Below are 19,123 nucleotides of genomic sequence, written 5' to 3' on the forward strand. Positions count from 1 at the left end.
GACCAAAAGTCAATATAATTTTCATGCAGTTTTATATGAAAATATTCCACGCCCTACGGCTGGTACATCAGCTTTTTATATTTGTGTGGCGTGCTGCCGGTGAATGCCTTAAAAACGCGGTTAAAGTAGTTGGGGGAAGAAAAGCCGCACGCAGAAGAAATTTCCGTCATGGTCAAATCGGTTTGCTCCATCAGCACAATGGCGCGGGAAATCCGCACCCGGGTAAGATACACAATGGGCGAAAGCCCCGTAATCTCTTTAAACAGCCGGGAAAAATGAAACTTGCTTAAATTCACATGGTCGGCAAGCTCCTCTACTGTGATGTCAGACGAAAAGTTTTTTAAAATAAATTCCGCCGCCTTTTTCACCGCAGCATTGTGCTTCAGTTCGCCGGTCAGCGCAAAAATCCGGCAGATATAAATGTTTAAAAGAGAAAGCAGCGCGCGGATTGCGGCGGATTGATAGGCGTGCTCCACGCTGTATTCTTTATAAACTAAAGTGAGCAGCTGGCTTAACTCCGCATTTTTTCCGATAACCGGATTGTAATCTGCCATGAGAAACGACAAGTCCGGCGCGCTGCCGTTCCATTCCGAGGCGGGAACCACCAATGCCCGCAGCATGCACCCGTTTTTTGAATGGCCCGCGTGAAAAAGACCGGAATGAATGAAGACAATGTCGCCCCGGGAAACCGGATAAGACGTTTGCCCCACAGTAATTGTCATGGCGCCCTCTAAAATTTCAATATATTCAAAATAAGAGTGCCAGTGGGGGCAAATCAGTTGTCCCGGCCCGCTTTGCAGCGTAATCCGAATGGGCTTTGCGCCAAATTCCTCTTTTTTTTCCAGTATTCCGTGCACGAAATCCACCTCGTTTCGCAATATTTTACAATATTATAGCATTATTTCTATAGAAACAGCAAGATTTATATGTTAAAATACAGCTATATTTTGTGTGAAAGGGGAATTTTTATGCAATTACCAAATATATGGGGTCAGGGCGCCCTGTTTGCCTATTCGGGACTTGAGGGGGAGTGTACGCTGAAAAACAGCTTTACCTGCACCCTCTTAGGCGACAATTTAGGACTGCGTTTGCATACGGACAAGGCCTGCGACCTTTATGTTACCACTGAGGAAGTCTGCGACATACGCTATCAAATTGTGGCGTCCGACATAATCTCTGCCGAGATCGAAACCCGCGGCGGCGCTGTTTACGAAACCTTGTTTTTATTCTATAACCAAAACACCATAATCGGAAAATGCCGGAAAGGGAGCGTCCAGCTCCGCATGGTAAACAACGCAGACCAGCCGCCGTATTTTTATGAAACCAGCACGGAAACAGAAACCTGTTTTTCCGTTTCCACCCAGCAGGAAACAGCGGTTACGCCGGAAATGGTCGCACAAACCGCGGCAAAAAAGCTGGCGTTTTACGAAGCCCTTCCCGACGTTGGCCTGAAAGACAAGGCAATCGAAAAAGCCTTTTACAAGGCTGTGTCTGTTATGAAATCCCAGGTCTATTCAAAAGAAGGACAGTTCAAACGGAACTGGACAACGCCGGACAGACTGCCCCATAAGGCGCTCTGGCTGTGGGACAGCGTGTTCCACAGCTTCGGAAACCGCTTTATTTCTGAAGCACTGGCGAAAGACAGCATTCTCGCTGTGCTGGACGCTCAAAGACAAGACGGATTTATCGCCCACATGGCTACGCCGGATTCTATTTCCGACGTTACCCAGCCGCCGGTGCTGGCCTGGGGCATTATGAGGCTTTTTAACAGAACCAAAGACATCGCTTTGCTTGAGGAAACCTATCCGAAACTGCGCGGCTACTTAAAATGGAACATGGAAAACAGAACAGACAAACACGGCCTTTATGTTTGGCATGTGGACACAACCAGCGTAGACTGCCGGTGTGACGAAAGCGGAATGGACAATTGCTCCCGCTTTGACGGTGTGAAAGACATGGAATGTATCGACTTTTCCTGTTTCATGGTCATGGAGGCCGAAGCCATGGCGTCTATGTGCGAGATTCTTCAAAACGGCGAAGGTCCGTTTTGGAAAGCGTTTGCGGAGGAGTTAAAGGAAAAAATCAACACCCGCCTGTGGGATGAGACAGATGGCTTTTATTACGACAGAATTGTGGCAAACGACAGCTTTCACAAGGTAAAATCCAACGCCTCGTTTTTGCCCATGCTTGCCGGCGTGTGCAGCACAGACCAGGCGGCAAAGCTTGTGGCGCACTTAGACAACCCCGACACATTTAAAGAAGCCGTCGGCGTACCCGGCATTGCCAAAGAAGACCCCACATACGGCACGGACATGTGGCGCGGCCCCGTTTGGCTGAACTATAACTATCTTGTGCTGGAGGGCCTGAAGAAATACGGCTATATTGAGCGTTACGAAACGTTTGTGAAAGGGATTGTGGAGGAAGTGACAAAATGGTATCTGTCAGACGGGGTGCTTTACGAGTTTTACGACCCGTCCGGCGCCACGCCCCCAAGCAGGCTGATGCGCAAGGGGCCGGTTATCGAGCCATATAATTTTAATATCCGCTACCAGGCCATACGCGACTACGGCTGGACTTGCTCTATGTTTGCATGCATCATTTTAGAAAATAAACACCTGTTTGAAAGCACTTGACAACACTCGCCGCCTGTGGTATAATTTCTTTTATACAATTGTACATAAAAAAGGAGCGAATTAAAATGACGAGAATTCAAACACTTGAAACAAAAGATTTGAAAAAAAGCTTAGAAAACGGCGGCTGCGGCGAATGTCAGACCTCATGCCAGTCGGCCTGCAAAACTTCCTGCGGCGTTGCCAACCAGCAGTGCGAAAACTGCGGGGAAAACAAGTAATAAACGGATTAGTAAGCGGGGCTGTTTTTAGCAGTCCCGTTTTTTTACGGAGGAATTTATGATACACCAATACAAACTGGGCGGCTATAACCTGGTTTTAGACATGGCAAGCGGCAGCGTCCACTCGGTGGACGACGTGGCCTACGACGCAATCGCCATGTTTAAAACCCACAGCCGCAAGGATTTAATAACAGCGTTGCAAACCAAATATGAAGAAGACCCCACCGTGAATGAGACAGAGCTTGCGGCGCTCATTTCCGACATCGAGGCGCTGGAAAAAGACGGAAAGCTTTTTTCAAAGGATATTTATGAAAATAAAGCCTTCGACTTAAAAAACCGTCACACAGAAATTAAGGCCCTATGCCTGCACATTGCCCACACCTGCAATTTAACCTGCGACTACTGCTTTGCCAGCCAGGGGAACTTTTGCGGCGAGCGGGCGCTTATGTCCTTTGACGTGGGCAAGCGTGCCATCGACTTTTTAGTGGAGCATTCGGGAACGCGGAAAAATTTAGAGGTAGATTTTTTCGGCGGCGAACCGCTGATGAATTTTGATGTGGTAAAGCAAATTGTTGCCTATGCCCGCTCCATTGAAAAAGAACACAACAAAAACTTTCGCTTTACCTTAACCACCAACGGAATGTTAATTGACGACGACGTGATTGACTTTGCCAACCGCGAGTGCCACAACGTTGTGCTGTCGTTAGACGGGCGGCGGGAAGTTCACGACCGTCTGCGCAAAACCGCCGGCGGAGCGGGAAGCTACGACATAATCGTGCCCAAGTTTCAAAAACTGGTGGAAAAGCGCGGCGGCAAGGGCTATTACATAAGGGGAACGTTCACCCACAACAATCCCGACTTTACCAACGATCTGTTTCATATGCTGGATTTAGGCTTTACGGAGCTTTCCATGGAGCCGGTGGTGTGCGCGCCAAACGACCCCTACGCCTTAACGGACGAAGATATTGAAATTGTCTGCCGGCAGTATGAAATTTTGGCGGAGGAAATGATAAAGCGCGAAAAGCAGGGAAAAGGCTTTACGTTTTACCACTATATGATTGATTTAACCGGCGGGCCGTGCATATATAAACGCATCTCCGGCTGCGGCTCCGGCACGGAATATTTTGCCGTAACGCCCTGGGGCGAGCTGTTCCCCTGCCATCAGTTTGTGGGAGATGAAGCCTACAGCATGGGCGACATCTGGAAAGGCGTTATAAATGCGGAAAAGCAGGAACAGTTTAAGCTGTGCAACGCTTATGCCAGGGAAGAATGCCGCGACTGCTGGGCAAAGCTCTACTGCAGCGGCGGCTGCGCCGCTAACGCATACCACGCCGCAGGCTCTATATCCGGCGTATATGAGCAGGGGTGCAAGCTGTTTAAAAAGCGTATGGAATGCGCCATTATGGTTCAGGCCGCAAAAGCCGGTCTGTAAAATAAAAAAGAACACAAAGCGAAAAGCTTTGTGTTTTTTTGTTTATAGCGTTTTTTGATAAATTAACTCCAGTGCTTCCTGTTCCGGCGGAAAAAACGCGCCGGTTTTTGTATATCCAAGCGTTTCATAAAAGAACTTTGCCGTTTCGTCCTCCTGGGTGGAGGTGAGGCAGTGGCAAAATCCCTCCTGTTTCATCTGGGCTTCCCAAAACGCCATAAAAGTGCGGCCAAACCCCTGCCTTTGAAAGGCCGGGTCAATATAAATCAGGTCTAAAAAGGGAAGACTTTCCCAAAACAGGCTGTAGCGCAGAACGCCAAAAATTTGGCCGCTATTTTCCAAAACAAACGCCCGGCCGGCTGAAATTACAGTTTTAAGCCGTTCCGGCGCAATGTGTTTATCCAATTTTAAAAAGCCGTTTATATCGAAAAGTTCTGCTTTGCGGATAGATACGTTCATGCTTTTTTCCTCGCCTGAACAATTAAAAAGCTTGGTTTTATAAATTCTTTTGCAATCGCCGGAAGTTTTTTCACAGCCCAATCCTTTGGCGTTGGCTCGCAAACCACTTCAATGGTAAAGCCCGCGCGGGCAACTGCCGTTAACAGTTCGCCCATGGGGCGGTGATATTTCACCACGCCGTCAATAAACCAGTGAATTTCCCGCTTGCCGCTCTGACTGTAGTTGGAAAACGTGTAAGAAACAGGGATACCGTTTTCATCTTTATTATAATGGCCCAAACCGTCTATTGTGGCGGTGGGAATGGGGTGCTCCTGGGAAAACAGCAACATTCCGTTTGGCGCAAGCAGATTGTAAATATCGGTCATCAGTTTAGAGAAATCCTCAACGTAGTGAAACGCAAGAGAGCTGTAAACAAAATCAAATGTTTCGTCCATGGAAGCAATATCGGTCATGCTCATATTTCGATATTGAATTTCCGGAGCGGCAGATTTATCTTTTGCAACAGACAGCATTTTTTCTGAAATGTCAACACCAACGACACGTTTTGCGCCGCGGCAAACAAAGTCTTTACAGTTTTGGCCGAAGCCGCAGCCCAAATCCAGCACAGCTTTGCCCGAAAGATTTGGCAAAAGCTCCGCCATGGCGGGCTGTTCAAGCAGGTCGTTATAATTGATGTCCTGGTTTCTTAGGGCAAAATATCCGTCAAAAAAGTCCTGATTATCGTATAAAATTTGACGATTCATCTCTGTCCCTCCCCCTGAATCGTTACAGCTTCCTCAAATTGTCTGCCGCGCAGAGCACAGATAGCTTTCCGCTCTCATAGGTCAGGCCGCCCTGCATATAGGCGGCATAGGGCGGACGAATCGGCCCGTCGGCAGAAATTTCAATGCTGGCGCCGGACACAAACGCACCGGCAGCCATAATCACCTGGTTTTCATAGCCGGGCATGTCCCACGGCTCCGGCACAACAAAGGAGTCGATGGGCGCGCCCCGCTGGATGCCGCGGCAAAAAGCGCAAAGCTTTTCACTGCTGCCGAATTTCACAGACTGAATAATGTCACCGCGTTTGTCTTCGGCCTTGGGGGAAACGTCATACCCCAGTTTTTCAAACACCTTTGCCGTGAGCACTGCGATTTTTAACGCTTGCGCCACAGTGTGGGGAGCCATGAAAAAGCCCTGATACATGTGCCGGTTCATGCCGAGGGACGCGCCAACCTCCGCGCCGATTCCGGGGGAGGTAAGCCGGTAGCTGATTTGTTCCACCAGCCCGCGCTTTCCTGCCAGATATCCGCCGGTTAAGGCCAGCCCACCGCCGGGGTTTTTGATGAGCGACCCGGCAATTAAGTCCGCACCGATTTGCGGCGGCTCAAGGCTTTCAACAAACTCGCCGTAGCAGTTGTCCACCATCACAAAAACGTCGGGGCGTTTCTGTTTAATCAGCGCAATGGCGTCCTCCATGTCAGAAAGCGTGTAGGAGGGGCGCCAGGCATAGCCTTTTGAGCGCTGAAGCTCCACCAAACGCACGCTTTTGTCGGCCAAAGCTTCTCCAAGGGCGGTTAAATTAATTTTTCCGTCTTTTAATAGCGGCACTTCGCGGTAGCCAATGCCCCATTCTTTTAAACTTCCGTCTCCAGAGCCGCGTTTTCCAATAATTTCTTCCAGTGTGTCATAGGGCGCACCGGTGGCAGAAAGCAGCGTATCCCCCGGGCGCAAAACGCCAAACAGGCAGGAACAAATCGCGTGGGTGCCGGAAACAATGCTGCTGCGCACCAAAGCGCTTTCTGTTCCAAACACATCGGCATAAATTTTTTCCAAGGTGTCACGGCCTAAATCGTCATAGCCGTATCCGGTGGAATAGCCCAAGTGCGCCTCCGAAACTTTGTGTTCAGAAAACGCCTTTAACACTTTAATCTGATTCAGCTCAGCCGTTTTGTCGATTTCAGCAAACTGCGGGCGCACCTCCTCCTCCGCCTGGGAGCAAAGCGCAAAGGTTTCGGGGGAGATGCCATATTCCGATTGAATAAAATCTTTTATCTCCATGAATAAACGTCCTTAATTAAAGTTCGTAGCCAAGTTCAAAGGCTTTTAAATTCGCCTCTAAAAATTTCGGCGGAACGGTGGCGTTCACAGCATTTAGCCAATCGTCTTTGGAAATGGAGGAGTGCTTTGCCAAAACGCCGATTAAAACCACGTTAACAGACTTAACATTTCCCGCCTCTTTTGCCAGGGAAAGTGCGTCGCAGGCAATGATGTTTATGCCCATCTGTTCAATCTTTTCCAAAATATTTTCAGGATATTCCGCCGTGCCGCAGATAACGGGCATGGGGTCTGTTTTCTGGGTGTTCACAATCATTGTGCCGCCCTGCTTTAAATAGGGCAAATAGCGGTAGGCCTCAAGCTGTTCATAGGCCAAAATAATGTCCGCCCCACCCTTTTCAATGATGGGGGATGAAATCTTTTCGCCATACCGCACATAGGTCACCACGCTTCCACCGCGCTGGCTCATGCCATGAACCTCGGAAAGCTTTACGTCCATACCAATGTTTTGTGCCGCCGCGCCCAGAATCCTGCTTGCTAAAAGCGTTCCCTGGCCGCCGACACCAACTATCATAATATTCATATCGTTTCTGTCCTTTCCCTTAATTCACTTTTTCAATGGCGCCAAATTTGCACACATTGGGACACAGCCCGCAGCCAACGCAAAGCGTGTCGTTAATTTTCGGGCCGTTTTCCGTAATGGAAATTGCGGGGCAGCCCAGCTTCATGCACATTTTGCAGTTTTTACACTTGTCGTTAATCACAAAAGTTCCGGAATATCCTGCCTTTTTCAACAGCGCGCAGGGGCGTTGTGCGATAATTACAGAAGGCTCGTCTGCCGCCACTTCTTCTTTCACAACTTTTTCCAAAAGGTCTAAATCAAAGGGGTCAACCACTTTCACACGGTCAACGCCAACCGCTTCGGCAAGCTTCACCAAATCTACCTGGCGGGTCGGCTCGTTCCGAATGGTAAAGCCTGTTGATGGGTTTTGCTGGTGCCCTGTCATGCCAGTGATGGAGTTATCCAGAATAATTACCGTTGAAGTGCCTTTGTTGTAAACAATATCAATCAAGCCCGTAATGCCGGAATGGATAAAGGTAGAGTCGCCCAAAACCGCAACCGTCTTTTTCGCAAAATCGCGCCCTGCCGCCTTTTCCATGCCGTGGGCCGCCGAAACGCTGGCGCCCATGCAAATGATGCTGTCGATAGAGGAAAGGGGAGCGGCACATCCCAAGGAATAGCAGCCAATGTCGCCGGACACGTTAAGCCCAAGCTTGTGTAGCACATAGAACACGCCGCGGTGGGAACACCCGGGGCACATTACCGGCGGGCGCACGGGAACGGCTTCGGCTGCCGAAACAGTGTCGGCAGCTTTTTCGCCTAAAATCTTGCTGCGAAGAAGCGCAGCGGAATATTCGTCCACCTTGGGGAACAGCTCTTTTCCGATTACAGAAATGCCCATGGCGCGAATATTCTGTTCTAAAAACGGGTCGAGTTCTTCAATTACATAGCAGGTTTTCACCTTCGCGGCAAAATCGCGGATTAAGTTTTCCGGCAGGGGCCAAACCATGCCCAGCTTTAAAACAGAAGCGTTTGGCAAAGCCTCCTCCACATATTGATAGGAGATACCGGCGGTGATAATGCCAATTTCGGTGTCCCGCATGATAACTTTGTTGAGATCCGAAGTCTCCGAAAATGCAGAAAGCTGTTCCGTTCTTGCCTCTACAGCCGGGTGCTTTGGACGGGCGTTTGCCGGAACCATAACATTTTTTGCAATGTTCTTTTCATAAGGCTTTAAAGGCAAATCCTCGCGCTCGCACACCTCAACCAGGCTCTGGGAATGGGCAACGCGGGTGGTCAGGCGCATGAGCACCGGCGTGTCAAACTTTTCGCTTAAAGAAAAGGCCTTTTTCATAAAGTCTTTACATTCGCCGCTGTCTGCCGGCTCTAACATGGGAATTTTAGAAGCTAACGCATAGTTTCTGGAATCCTGCTCGTTCTGGGAGCTGTGCATGCCGGGGTCGTCCGCCACGCAAAGCACCAAACCTGCGTTCACGCCGATATACGACATGGTAAATAACGGGTCTGCGGCAACGTTTAAGCCAACGTGCTTCATGGCAGAAACCGCCCGTCCCCCCGCAAGGGAAGCGCCGGAAGCAGTTTCAACCGCCACCTTTTCGTTGGGCGCCCACTCGCAGTAAATTTCGTCATATTTTGCCATAAATTCTGTAATTTCGGTACTGGGCGTACCGGGATAGGAGGAAACCACGCGAACCCCGGCTTCATAAGCGCCGCGGGCAATGGCCTCGTTTCCAAGCATTAACTTTTTCATATCGAAACAATCCTTTCAGTTTGTTAATTTCCTTAAAAGGGGTTAAATTATATTTTACCTTATATAGCGGAAAAAGTCAAGTTATGTAGAAGATTATCCGGTACGAATCCGCAAAACGGAGCAGAACTGCGGCGTTCTGCTCCGTTTTGGTTACATTTTTTTGCGGCAGCCGTCAACCAAGTAGTTCTGGCCGGAAACATAAGAGGCTTCGTCAGAGGCCAAAAACAATACGACGTTGGCGCATTCCTCCGGTGTTCCGGCCCGGCCCGTAAAGGAATGCTCCGGCATGTCTTCTCCGCTTACCGATATGCTGCCCGGAGAAACCGCGTTCACCGTAACGCCAAACGGCGCCGTTTCCTTTGCCAGGGACTTTGTAAAGGCAATTACAGCCCCTTTGGTCATTGCATAGTCCGTCATGTTCGGAATTCCATATACGCCGGCAACCGAACCAATGTTCACAATCCGTCCGTATCGGTTTGCAATCATGTGGTTTATCACGGCTTGTGTGGGATACATGGTGCCCAAAATGTTCACTTCAATTTTTTTCTTCCAGTCAACAGAATTTGAGTTTTGAAACAAACCAAATGTATTGTAAATGCCGGCGTTGTTAATTAAAATATCAATTTTGCCAAACCGGAGGATGGCCTTATCCATCACAGCATGAACTGCCGCCTCATCAGACACATCTAATCCACAGATTTCAACCTGCGCACCAAGCTCATTGACCGCTTTTGCCGTTTCTTTCAGCCCTGCTTTGTCAATGTCACAAAGAAAAAGCGCGGCTTTATTTTTTGCCAGTCCAAGGGCAATGGCCTTGCCAATGCCGTGAGAAACACCTGTAACAAATGCTGCTTTACCTGAAAAATCCATGAAAATACACATCCTTTAATATATGATAGTTGAAATTATACGGCTGTGCCCTTAAAAAAGCAATGATTAAAACGCTTATTTTTTAGCCAAAACCATACACTTGATGTTGACAGAATTTCAATATCATGATACGCTGAAAAAAAGGGGGCAGGAAAATGAATAAAGATTATTGTATTACAGAATTTATTTCCGCGCTGAATGTGCACGACGAAGAGGGAAAACTGCTAACAATGAAAAACCGCTATAGCGCCAGCTTGGTTTTCCCGCTTTCGGGAGCAATTTCGTTTTCGGCCGGAAAAAACCGGGTAATTGCAGATCACAACCACCCGGTTTATATCCCTCAGGGAATAAATTATTTTAACAGATGCCTCCGCGAGGCGGACAGCATTCTGTTTAACTTTTATGATATGAATGGATTTGGCGAATTAACCTCTTTGCCGCCCGTGCCGACGGAGACAGTTTTGGAGTGTTTTGAACGGATAAAAACGGCTGCCGAAGCTGTTCAAACTAGCCGGTTTTATATCTTATCACAGCTTTACAGCCTTTTGCATAAACTCGAAAACAACGAAATGCAAAACAAAAACCCAATCCTTGTTTCTGCGGCACTATTTATAAAGCAAAATTTTCATGTAACAGGACTCTCTCTGACCGACATCGCCAATGCCGCATGTGTCAGTAAGGTATATTTGGGAAAGGTTTTTGTGAAGGAGCTGCAAATAACGCCATTTCAATATCTTACAAAAATACGCATGGAACAGGCTGTTACTTATTTGCAGGAATTTCGCAGAGTTGGCGAAGTTTCCGCCAGCGTCGGTTATGGCGACGTTTATCAGTTCAGCCGCGCGTTTAAAAAATATTACGGTTGTTCTCCAAAAGCTTATTGTCGCCGCCTGCTTTAAAACGATAACGGTTTCACACTTTTTTCAGCCGCTTCATTACATGGTTTTTTTTGGCGAAATATTCACACAAAGTCACATACTCATCGTAAAGCTTGTTGTAAACTGCGGAGTTCTCTGCAACCGGTTGATATGAAAAATCCTTTAAGCGTGCTAAAACACCTGCCGCCTGTTCCATGTTTTGAAAATGGCCCGACGCCACGGCGGCAAACATGGCGCTGCCCAAGGCACCGGCCTGGGCGCTTCCTGCCACTTGAATTTCGCGGCCGCATACATCTGCATAAATCTGCATAGCCAGCGGGTCCTTTTCCGCAATCCCGCCGGAGGCACAAAGGGAACGAATGTTCACGCCGTGCTGTTCATAGGTGTCGATAATGCGCTTCGTGCCAAAGGCCGTGGCTTCAATCAGCGCGCGGTAAATCTCCTCAGGCCGGGTTTTCAGCGTCATTCCCAGAACTAGCCCTGACAAATCGGCGTCTACATAAGGGGTGCGGCTGCCGTTCCACCAGTCCAGCGCCAAAAGCTCGCTTTCACCGGGAGCGAGCAGCGCCGCCTTTTCCCGCATGAGCGCATAAACCGATTTTCCCTCTGCCGCCGCCTGCGTTAAAAACCGCTCCGGCAGGCAGTTTTCCATAAACCATGCAAAGTGGTCGCCCACGCAGGCCTGCCCGGCCTCGTAGGCAAAATATCCGGGAAGAACGCCGTCTTTCACCACGCCGCAAATGCCCGGAACCTCTTTTTCCTCGCCGTTCATCAAAATGTGGCAAGTGGAAGTGCCCATAATCATCATCAGCGTGCCGGGGCCGGTAATTCCTGCCGCAGGCAGCGCCGCATGGGCGTCTATCACGGGGACAGACACCGCCGTGCCCGCACAAAGTCCCAGATTTTCTGCGGCAGGTTTTGTCAGCCCGCCGGCAAGGGTTCCTGCCGGCATAACTTTGGTGCTGATTTTGGTGCCCGCTAAACCGTGCAAACGCGGGTCCAGGGCGGTTAAAAACGAGTCGGAGGGATATCCGGATTCAAAGTGCCAGGTGCCCTTGTAGCCCGCCATGCACGAGCTGTGCACCTCGCGCCCTGTAAGGTTCCACACAAGCCAGTCACCGGCCTCAACAAACCGCTGGGCGGCAGAAAAAACCATTGGGCTTTTATGAAGCGTTTCCAGCACCTTGGGCAGCAGCCACTCTGACGAAACCTTCCCGCCGTAGCGCGCAAGCCAGCTTTCTTTCCGCTCCTCGGCCAGGACGGTGATTTCGTCCGCCTCCTGCTGGGCGGAATGGTGCTTCCACAGCTTCACATAGGCGTGGGGGTCGCTTGAAAACTCGTCCAGCACGCACAGGGGCGTGCCGTCTTCCAATACAGGCAAAACCGTGCAGGAGGTAAAATCAATCCCCAGTCCCACAATGTCTTCGGGGCAAACGCCGGACTGGGCAACAACCGTTTTCACAGTGTGGTTTAACACGTCAAGATAGTCTTGCGGGTGCTGAAACGCGGCGCCGTTTTCCAGCCTTTCGCCGGAGGGAAGCGTTCTGTCCATCACCCCGTGGGGATATTCCATCACGCAGGACGCAATTTCCTCCCCGTCTTCCAGCGAAACCAACAAAGCCCGGCCGGAAAGCGTTCCGAAATCCACCCCAATTGCATATTTGGTCATCCGTAATCCTCCTTATTTATCGCCAAATGCAGCCTGGTTTTGATTGGGACTGCTTCTTTTTTGTATTTTTGCCGCCCGGGCCGATAGCGCCGCCCGGGAGATTTCAATGTCTTCTAAAGCCTCGCGCTCGTTTAAGCACCCCACGGTAACCATGTCGCAGTCCCGAATGGTGGCCCAGGAGAAATTCAGCCCCACAAAAGGGGTGCATCTGCCTGCGGCCATGGGCTTAATGGTCATTACGGGCTTTTTGGCGTGCTGAATAATTTGGTTCACCGTTTCAATTTCCACCTGCATTAAAAAGCCCATACAGTTATAAATTTGAATATACGTTTCCACGTCATAGTGGTTTAAGTCGCTGTAAACAATCAGCTCCGGCATGTGGGCGGAAAGGCCGGGAATCAGCCCCGCGTCGCGAATCATTTTGGTGTAGTCGTCAATTCGTTCAATGCTTCTTTTCCCTTTGTTCACCAGCTGTTCCGCGGCGGAGTGGTGAATCAGGCAAAAGGCGGCGCCAAGTTCTTTGCTCTGCTTTATCATGGCTTCTGCCTCCCGGCGGCCCGCCGCACTGTCTTCTGTGTTAATGGCCGGGGTGTCGATGATAATAATTTTTTTGCCTAATTTTTCTTCGGCTTCCCGCACGGCTTTTGTGATGACGGGCGTGAGGCTAAAGCTGCCCATAATGGCGTCTATGCCGTTGCTCACAAATGCCTCCAGCATGGGCACAATAGAACTGCTTTCTGCGTGGCGTTCTTTAATCATGCAGTCCGCCGCAGGGGAGCGGTGGCTCCAGCCGGCCATCCAGTTGGTGCCGATTAACATGCGCGGCAGAGAAATGCCGGCAACCGTGGTTCTCGGAAAAAGTTCCTCCATGATCACACACATCCTTTTTTCATTTTATATTTTGTTTTATTTAAAACAGGGACATCTGTCGCCCAATAGGCTTTGTAGGCGCGTTTTGTTCTGCTTTTTCAGTGAAATCCTCCGGAATGTCTGCTAAAAATGCAGAGGGCTTACCGAAGGAGCTTATAATCAACTCGTCCATTGCCCGGGTCATTCCCACATAAAACAGGCGGCGCTCCTCGGCAATATCCGCCGCGCCGGAGGCAGCTTCCAACGGAATGGTGCCGTCGTTTACGCCGCACAGGAATACCACAGGGAACTCAAGCCCCTTGCTGCCGTGGAGCGTGGAAAGCGTCACCGCGTCGGAACTGTAGGCCGTGCCGGAGGCGCGCTGAATGTCCCGCTCCTCACCGAGCACAACCGACTGCAAAAACGCGGAAATTCCGTCATACATCACTGCGGTATGAATCAGCTTTTTCACGTTTTCGTCCGTATCTTTCCCCAAATTCTCTGCCAAATGCGTGATAAAATTTGAGGGGGATTCTGTGCTGAACAAAGGCAGCAGTTTTTCCGCCAATAACGCAAAGGAACACAAGGGTGTTTGTTCTTCTTTTAGAATAGCAAGAATGTTTTCCGCTCTGCGCACTTCTTTTTTCTCTAACTCCGCCAAACAGCGTTTCGCCACAGGGGCGGAACAGTCGAACAACAATTTCAGCGCCTGGGCCAGGGCATTTTGATTTTTCGGTTCCGTTAAAAACCGCAGAAAGGCCAAAATTCCACGAACACAACCGTCCTGCAAAAAGTCCTCCCGTCCGGCAACGGTATAGGGAATGGATTCCTGCCGGAAACATTTTTCCAAAATCCGGGCCTGCCGGTGGGTGCGGTAGAGCACCGCAATGTCGGAAAAGCCCCGCACCCTGTGGGAGTCGTCAATTCGTTTCGCACTATCGGTATCTAACATTTCAATGCCGCCAACCATTTGGTTAATCTGCTTGGCAATAAAAATCCCCTCAGCCAGCGGACTTGTGGCAGCATGCAGCTTCACGCCTGCGCCTCCTGTTCTGTTGGCGGCCAGCGCCCGCTCCTTTTTTCCGCCCTCAGTAATCACGGAAACTGCGGCATTTAATATCTTCGGTGCACAGCGGTAGTTTTGCATAAGTGTAATTTCTTTTCTGTCAGGAAAATCCTCCCGTAGCCGGTCAAAACATTTCGCGTCGGAGCCGCGGAAGCCGTATATGGCCTGGTCGGTGTCGCCAATCACAAACAGCCCCTTTGCGTTCTGCGACCATGCTTGCACCAGCCGGTATTGCACCGGGTTAATGTCTTGAAACTCGTCCACAGAAAGGTGTGCAAACCGGCGCTTTTGCTTCGGGAGAAATTCGCCAGCCTCCCACTTCTTCAAAACCATCAGCAGCAAATCGTCCAAATCAACCACCCGGTTCTTTTCAAGCTGCGCGCAATAGGCGTAAAAAAGCTCGTCGCTGAGCTGCCCCTCTGCGGTTACGCCGTTCTTCCGTTTTGAAACCTCCTGCAAAAGATCTACCGGGCCAATTTTGGCGTTTTCTTCCAGAATAGCTTCCTTTGCCAAATCCAGCGCCGTTTCCCTGTCAACAATGGCGGGGGAAAGGCCAAGATCTGTTAAAAGCCCCAAACACACAGCGTGAAACGTGCCAATGGTCATTTGCTTTGCCGCCCGTTTTCCAATTTGTTTTTCCAAGCGCTGGCGCATTTCGCCTGCGGCTTTGTTGGTGAACGTAACTGCCGTAATTTCCTGTGGTTTCACGCCCTGCGAAATGAGGTGCACAATGCGGGAAACCAGCGTTTTCGTTTTGCCCGTTCCCGGGCCTGCCGAAACCAAAACCACCGGCGCGCCGGACACGGCGGCCTCTTCCTGCTCCGCGTTCAGTGCATCGTTCGCTTTCATCTGTTTTGCTTCGGTATCTGATGACTCCTGCACGCTCTGTGCCGGCGGGGCAGGATTTTTTTTCTTAGCAATTTCCGCTGCGTCGGGAAGCAGTGAGAGTTCTGTCAGCATGGTCTGGCCGCTGAAAAGACTGATTTCGCTGTCCTCCAATAGGCGGATTTTTCCATATTCTCCGTCAAACCCCGGCGTGCGTTTCACCTCGCCCGCCCGCAGGCGGCGAATACCCTCGGCCACGCAAACACCGCCCACAGCGCGGATTTCCTCAATGGGCGCCTGGCGGAGAATGTAAAACTCCGGGCCGATTTTTTGAAGCATCTCCTCATAGAGTTTTGCAGTTTTTTTGCTGGCTGCGGAAAGGGAAAGGGAGGCCCCAATCACCTCAGGCAGGGGCACCAGACTTTCAAAGGGCAGCATATCGGGGAGTACAAAATCCTCCGGCCGGTCGGCAAGCTGTGTAACGCGGTTCAAAACGCCGATGGTGATTTTCTTTCCGCACACCGGGCATTTGCCGCCATATTTTAAGGTTTCGTCAGGCGTTAAGCATAAATTACAGTTCCTGTGGCCGTCTAAATGATATTTTCCCTCCTCAGGGATGAATTCCACCGTTCCTAAAAACCCTTCTCCGTTTTGAATTGCGTTGTAAAGCCCGGTGTAGGAACGGTCAATATCCAAAAGGTTTGCCTCGCGCCCCAGCTTGGCAGGGGAGTGGGCGTCGGAATTGGAAACTAAGGTATAGCGGTCTAAGACGGAAAGCCGCCGGCACATGACCGGGTCTGCGGAAAGGCCGGTTTCTAAGGCGTGAATGTGGGGCGTTAAATCCTCAAAACACTCCTCTATGGTGTCAAATCCGGAAAAGGCGCCGAACAGGGAAAAGTGCGGCGTCCAGATGTGGGCGGGAATGAAAATCGCCTCCGGGCACACGTCTAAGGTCAGCTCCAACAAATCCCGGCTGTCCAGCCCCAGAATGGGCCGTCCGTCGGAATGAATGTTTCCAAGCAGCGCAAGCTTTGCCGCAAGCAGATCCGCTGCCTCAAAACCGGGCAGCAAAATTACGTTATGCACCTTTCTTACCCTGCCGTTCTTTTTATAAATGGAACTGATTTCGCCGGACAGCACAAACCGCGGCGCGTTGTCTTCTGAAAAATTGTCCGGATCTGCACAATACTCTTTTTTCAGATGAAAAAGCCCGTCCTCCGCAGAAATCAGCTTTTCCTTCAGCTCGCCGCGCCAGGCGGCATGGGTAAAGTCCCCCGTGCCCAAAAGGCCTATGCCCTTGCGCCGCGCCCAAAAGTCTAACTGTTCGGGCGTGCAGTCCCGGCTGGTGGCCCGCGAATATTTAGAATGAATATGCAAATCAGCAATGATCATAATGTCAACTCCCCCATTGTAATGATATGTTTAGTATATCGCGTTTAAAATGGATTTGCAATCCTAATTTTTGTGTGTTATACTAAAAAATAAAAAAGGGGGACGGAGAATGAAAAAGTTAAAAGTTTACGGAACCGGGCAGTATCTTATGTGGGAGGACGAAAAACCATTTTTTTACCTGGGAGATACGGCCTGGGAGCTGTTTCACAGGCTGACGCGGGAGGAGATGGCGGAATATTTCGCGGTTCGCGCGAAGCAGGGCTTTAACGCAGTTCAGGCGGTGGCCCTGGCAGAATTTGAGGGCGTCACCGTGCCAAACAAATATGGCAGACTTCCGCTAACGTTCACAAACGGCCTGCCAGACCCGGAAAAGCCCGACACAGACGGGGAATACAGCTATTGGGACCATGTGGAGTATGCAATTGCGCTTGCTGCTGAAAAGAATATGTTCATCACCCTTCTTCCCACCTGGGGCGACAAGTTTAACCGGCTTTGGGGAACAGGGCCGGAAATATTTACGCCGGAAAATGCGTATGCTTACGGGAAGTGGATTGCAAAACGGCTTCAAAAGTATTGGAACATCATTTGGATGCTGGGCGGCGACCGGCCGCTGAGCACGCACCTGCACCGGATGGTGGTTGACGAAATGGGCAGGGGCATTGCAGAAACAGACCCAGACCATTTAATCACGTTCCACCCCTGCGGCGCTGCGTCGTCTGTTGATGCGGTCAGCTCAAAATCTTATATCGATTTCCACACGGTGCAATCCGGCCACGGCTTTGAAGGGTATGAGAGCTTTTCTTTGCTCCGAAGAACAAAAGAGGCAGAGGGAAACAAGCCGTTTATGGACTCGGAGCCGCGGTATGAAGATCACCCAGCCTGCTTTAAAGCGGAATATGGCTGTTACTGGAGCGCCCAGGACGTGCGGAATAACGCCTATTGGGACATGTGCGAGGGCGCCTGCGGACACACCTATGGAAACCACTGTATTTGGGGATTTACCACAAAACCGGAACCTTATTTTCCCTTTGTGTGGCAAGAAGCCCTGCACCACGAGGGGGCGAACCAGATCAGGTTTTTAAAAGAGCTGCGCTTAAAACGGGATTTTTATTCTTTCCGTCCGGCACCGGAGCTTGCAGAGGACGATGATTCCATCGGCGGGCACATTGCTGCCGGCAGGGGAGAAAAGTATGCTTACATCTACACGCCCCAGGGCCAGCCAATCCGGGCAAACTTAAATTTGCTGGGCGGCAATATCATTCGTGCAAGCTGGTTTAACCCGAGAACAGGGGAAGAAACGTTTTATAAACTGTTCCCGCCCAAAGCTGCGCTGTTTGCTGCTCCGACCCACGGGGAAGACTGGGTGCTGGTGTTGGAAATTATGGAATAATGATAAATTGGAGGAGTTTAACATGAAACGGGAAATTAACGTTTTTAACCATGCAGCAGAAATTATGAACGCGGTCAAAAACGGTGTTTTAATCACCACAAAATCAGGGGACAAGGTCAATTCCATGACCATTTCCTGGGGGATGCTGGGCATAGAATGGAACAGGCCTGTTTTTATCACCTTTGTGCGGGAAAGCCGGTTTACAAAAGAAATGTTAGATGAAAGCATGAATTTTACGGTGAACATTCCTTTCGGCGAATATGACAAAAGAATCGTGAGCTTTTGCGGCGCACATTCCGGCAGGGATGTTGACAAGGCAAAAGCACTGAATTTGACAATGCTCCCGTCAGACAGCATTCCGTCGCCCGCCGTAGCGGAACTGCCGCTTACCTTAGAGTGCAATGTGATTTACCGCCAAATGCAGGATAAAAATGCAATACCCACATCTGTTAAAGCAGACTTTTATCCCGCAGACGCAGGCGACAACGCGCCGGACAATCAGGATCTCCACATTGCATATTATGGCGAAATTGTAAAGGCATATATCATAGAATAAATGATTATACAGACATAAATAAGGGACGCATTATGCGTCCCTTATTTGGCGCGCCATGAGAGATTCGAACTCCCGACCTTTTGGTTCGTAGTTGAGTTTAGTCCTTTTTGTAACGTTTCGTAATGTCTTGAAAACCGCTATATTATCGCTTTTTTGCAAAATGGTATTTATTAACATATTGCTGTTTTTGGCGATTTTAAGTAGCATTAAGTAGCAAATAAGTAGCAAAATTTAGCCCCAAAAAGGAGCTGTGAAAGCTCCGGATTTTGAATTAAAACCCTCTATAGTCCCGGTTTAAATATCTATGTATTGCTTTTGCTGTTTGAGAAGCTGTTTCAGGCGCAAAACCTACCTTGTACATCTTTTTAAAATCAATAGCGGGAAATTTATCTACATTGAGGCCGACAATATCTAACGTGCCTTTTAAGCTTTTATTTACTTCCTGTATCCATGTTCTATAAGTCATTATAATTTCAATCCTTTCTATTTTGTTACTGCAATACATACACAGTCCAGCAA

General features: G+C 49.7%; 17 protein-coding genes. 6 read left to right on the top strand and 11 right to left on the bottom strand.

Translation table 11 applies throughout. The features are described from left to right. Window positions 1-53: 53 nt before the first annotated feature. Window positions 54-857, bottom strand: coding sequence for an AraC family transcriptional regulator (locus WIG73_RS08865; RefSeq protein WP_337400196.1), 804 nt, complete (start codon window positions 855-857; stop codon window positions 54-56). Between the two features lie 111 nt (window positions 858-968). Between WIG73_RS08865 and WIG73_RS08870 the strand changes: the two genes are divergently transcribed. From WIG73_RS08870 to scfB, 3 genes are all read left to right on the top strand, one after another. Continuing rightward, complete coding sequence (locus WIG73_RS08870; RefSeq protein ID WP_337400197.1) at window positions 969-2,633, top strand: trehalase family glycosidase; 1,665 nt, start codon at window positions 969-971, stop codon at window positions 2,631-2,633. Between the two features lie 65 nt (window positions 2,634-2,698). Continuing rightward, the gene (gene scfA, locus WIG73_RS08875; protein ID WP_177677513.1) at window positions 2,699-2,851 is read left to right on the top strand and encodes a six-cysteine ranthipeptide SCIFF; all 153 of its coding nucleotides are present in this window, start codon (window positions 2,699-2,701) and stop codon (window positions 2,849-2,851) included. Window positions 2,852-2,909: 58 nt separating this feature from the next. Next, window positions 2,910-4,283 (top strand): thioether cross-link-forming SCIFF peptide maturase, encoded by a 1,374-nt coding sequence (gene scfB / locus WIG73_RS08880; RefSeq protein WP_337400198.1) that lies wholly within the window; start codon window positions 2,910-2,912, stop codon window positions 4,281-4,283. Window positions 4,284-4,325: 42 nt separating this feature from the next. Here the strand turns inward: scfB and WIG73_RS08885 are convergent, their stop codons facing one another. From WIG73_RS08885 to WIG73_RS08910, 6 genes are all read right to left on the bottom strand, one after another. Further along, window positions 4,326-4,739, bottom strand: a complete 414-nt coding sequence (locus WIG73_RS08885) for a GNAT family N-acetyltransferase (RefSeq protein WP_337400199.1) — start codon at window positions 4,737-4,739, stop codon at window positions 4,326-4,328. Further along, entirely contained in the window at window positions 4,736-5,482 is a 747-nt protein-coding gene (locus WIG73_RS08890; RefSeq protein ID WP_337400200.1) for a class I SAM-dependent methyltransferase, read from the bottom strand. The genes WIG73_RS08885 and WIG73_RS08890 overlap by 4 nt, the downstream gene beginning before the upstream one ends. Window positions 5,483-5,504: 22 nt before the next feature. Continuing rightward, window positions 5,505-6,779 (bottom strand): methionine gamma-lyase family protein, encoded by a 1,275-nt coding sequence (locus WIG73_RS08895; RefSeq protein ID WP_337400201.1) that lies wholly within the window; start codon window positions 6,777-6,779, stop codon window positions 5,505-5,507. A gap of 16 nt (window positions 6,780-6,795) precedes the next feature. After that, complete coding sequence (locus WIG73_RS08900) at window positions 6,796-7,359, bottom strand: indolepyruvate oxidoreductase subunit beta (protein WP_337400202.1); 564 nt, start codon at window positions 7,357-7,359, stop codon at window positions 6,796-6,798. Between the two features lie 19 nt (window positions 7,360-7,378). Beyond that, window positions 7,379-9,109, bottom strand: a complete 1,731-nt coding sequence (gene iorA, locus WIG73_RS08905) for an indolepyruvate ferredoxin oxidoreductase subunit alpha (protein WP_337400203.1) — start codon at window positions 9,107-9,109, stop codon at window positions 7,379-7,381. A 150-nt stretch (window positions 9,110-9,259) separates the two neighbouring features. Next, window positions 9,260-9,979 (bottom strand): SDR family NAD(P)-dependent oxidoreductase, encoded by a 720-nt coding sequence (locus WIG73_RS08910; RefSeq protein ID WP_337400205.1) that lies wholly within the window; start codon window positions 9,977-9,979, stop codon window positions 9,260-9,262. 155 nt (window positions 9,980-10,134) lie between these two features. On the opposite strand from WIG73_RS08910, the gene WIG73_RS08915 reads away from it, so the two are divergent. After that, window positions 10,135-10,878: an AraC family transcriptional regulator gene (locus tag WIG73_RS08915; protein WP_337400206.1), complete on the top strand. Its 744-nt coding sequence runs from the start codon at window positions 10,135-10,137 to the stop codon at window positions 10,876-10,878. A gap of 13 nt (window positions 10,879-10,891) precedes the next feature. Here WIG73_RS08915 and WIG73_RS08920 read toward each other — a convergent pair whose 3' ends face one another. The 3 genes from WIG73_RS08920 to WIG73_RS08930 are packed head-to-tail and all read right to left on the bottom strand — an operon-like array spanning window position 10,892 to window position 16,658. After that, window positions 10,892-12,526: a ribulokinase gene (locus tag WIG73_RS08920; RefSeq protein ID WP_337400207.1), complete on the bottom strand. Its 1,635-nt coding sequence runs from the start codon at window positions 12,524-12,526 to the stop codon at window positions 10,892-10,894. Between the two features lie 12 nt (window positions 12,527-12,538). Then, window positions 12,539-13,396 (bottom strand): hypothetical protein, encoded by an 858-nt coding sequence (locus WIG73_RS08925; protein ID WP_337400208.1) that lies wholly within the window; start codon window positions 13,394-13,396, stop codon window positions 12,539-12,541. 40 nt (window positions 13,397-13,436) lie between these two features. Further along, window positions 13,437-16,658 carry a UvrD-helicase domain-containing protein gene (locus tag WIG73_RS08930; protein ID WP_337400209.1) on the bottom strand — a complete coding sequence of 1,074 codons (3,222 nt, stop codon included), beginning with the start codon at window positions 16,656-16,658 and terminating at the stop codon, window positions 13,437-13,439. Window positions 16,659-16,767: 109 nt separating this feature from the next. On the opposite strand from WIG73_RS08930, the gene WIG73_RS08935 reads away from it, so the two are divergent. Together WIG73_RS08935 and WIG73_RS08940 are read left to right on the top strand one after the other, a co-directional pair. After that, on the top strand, window positions 16,768-18,048 hold the full coding sequence (locus tag WIG73_RS08935; RefSeq protein ID WP_337400210.1) for a glycoside hydrolase family 140 protein: 1,281 nt from the start codon (window positions 16,768-16,770) through the stop codon (window positions 18,046-18,048). 22 nt (window positions 18,049-18,070) lie between these two features. Continuing rightward, window positions 18,071-18,604 carry a flavin reductase family protein gene (locus tag WIG73_RS08940; protein WP_337400211.1) on the top strand — a complete coding sequence of 178 codons (534 nt, stop codon included), beginning with the start codon at window positions 18,071-18,073 and terminating at the stop codon, window positions 18,602-18,604. 271 nt (window positions 18,605-18,875) lie between these two features. Here WIG73_RS08940 and WIG73_RS08945 read toward each other — a convergent pair whose 3' ends face one another. Further along, window positions 18,876-19,070 carry a hypothetical protein gene (locus WIG73_RS08945; RefSeq protein ID WP_337400213.1) on the bottom strand — a complete coding sequence of 65 codons (195 nt, stop codon included), beginning with the start codon at window positions 19,068-19,070 and terminating at the stop codon, window positions 18,876-18,878. Window positions 19,071-19,123 lie beyond the last annotated feature (53 nt).

It is taken from the genome of Congzhengia sp. (genome assembly GCF_037235575.1).
Lineage (GTDB): Bacteria > Bacillota > Clostridia > UBA1381 > UBA9506 > Congzhengia > Congzhengia minquanensis.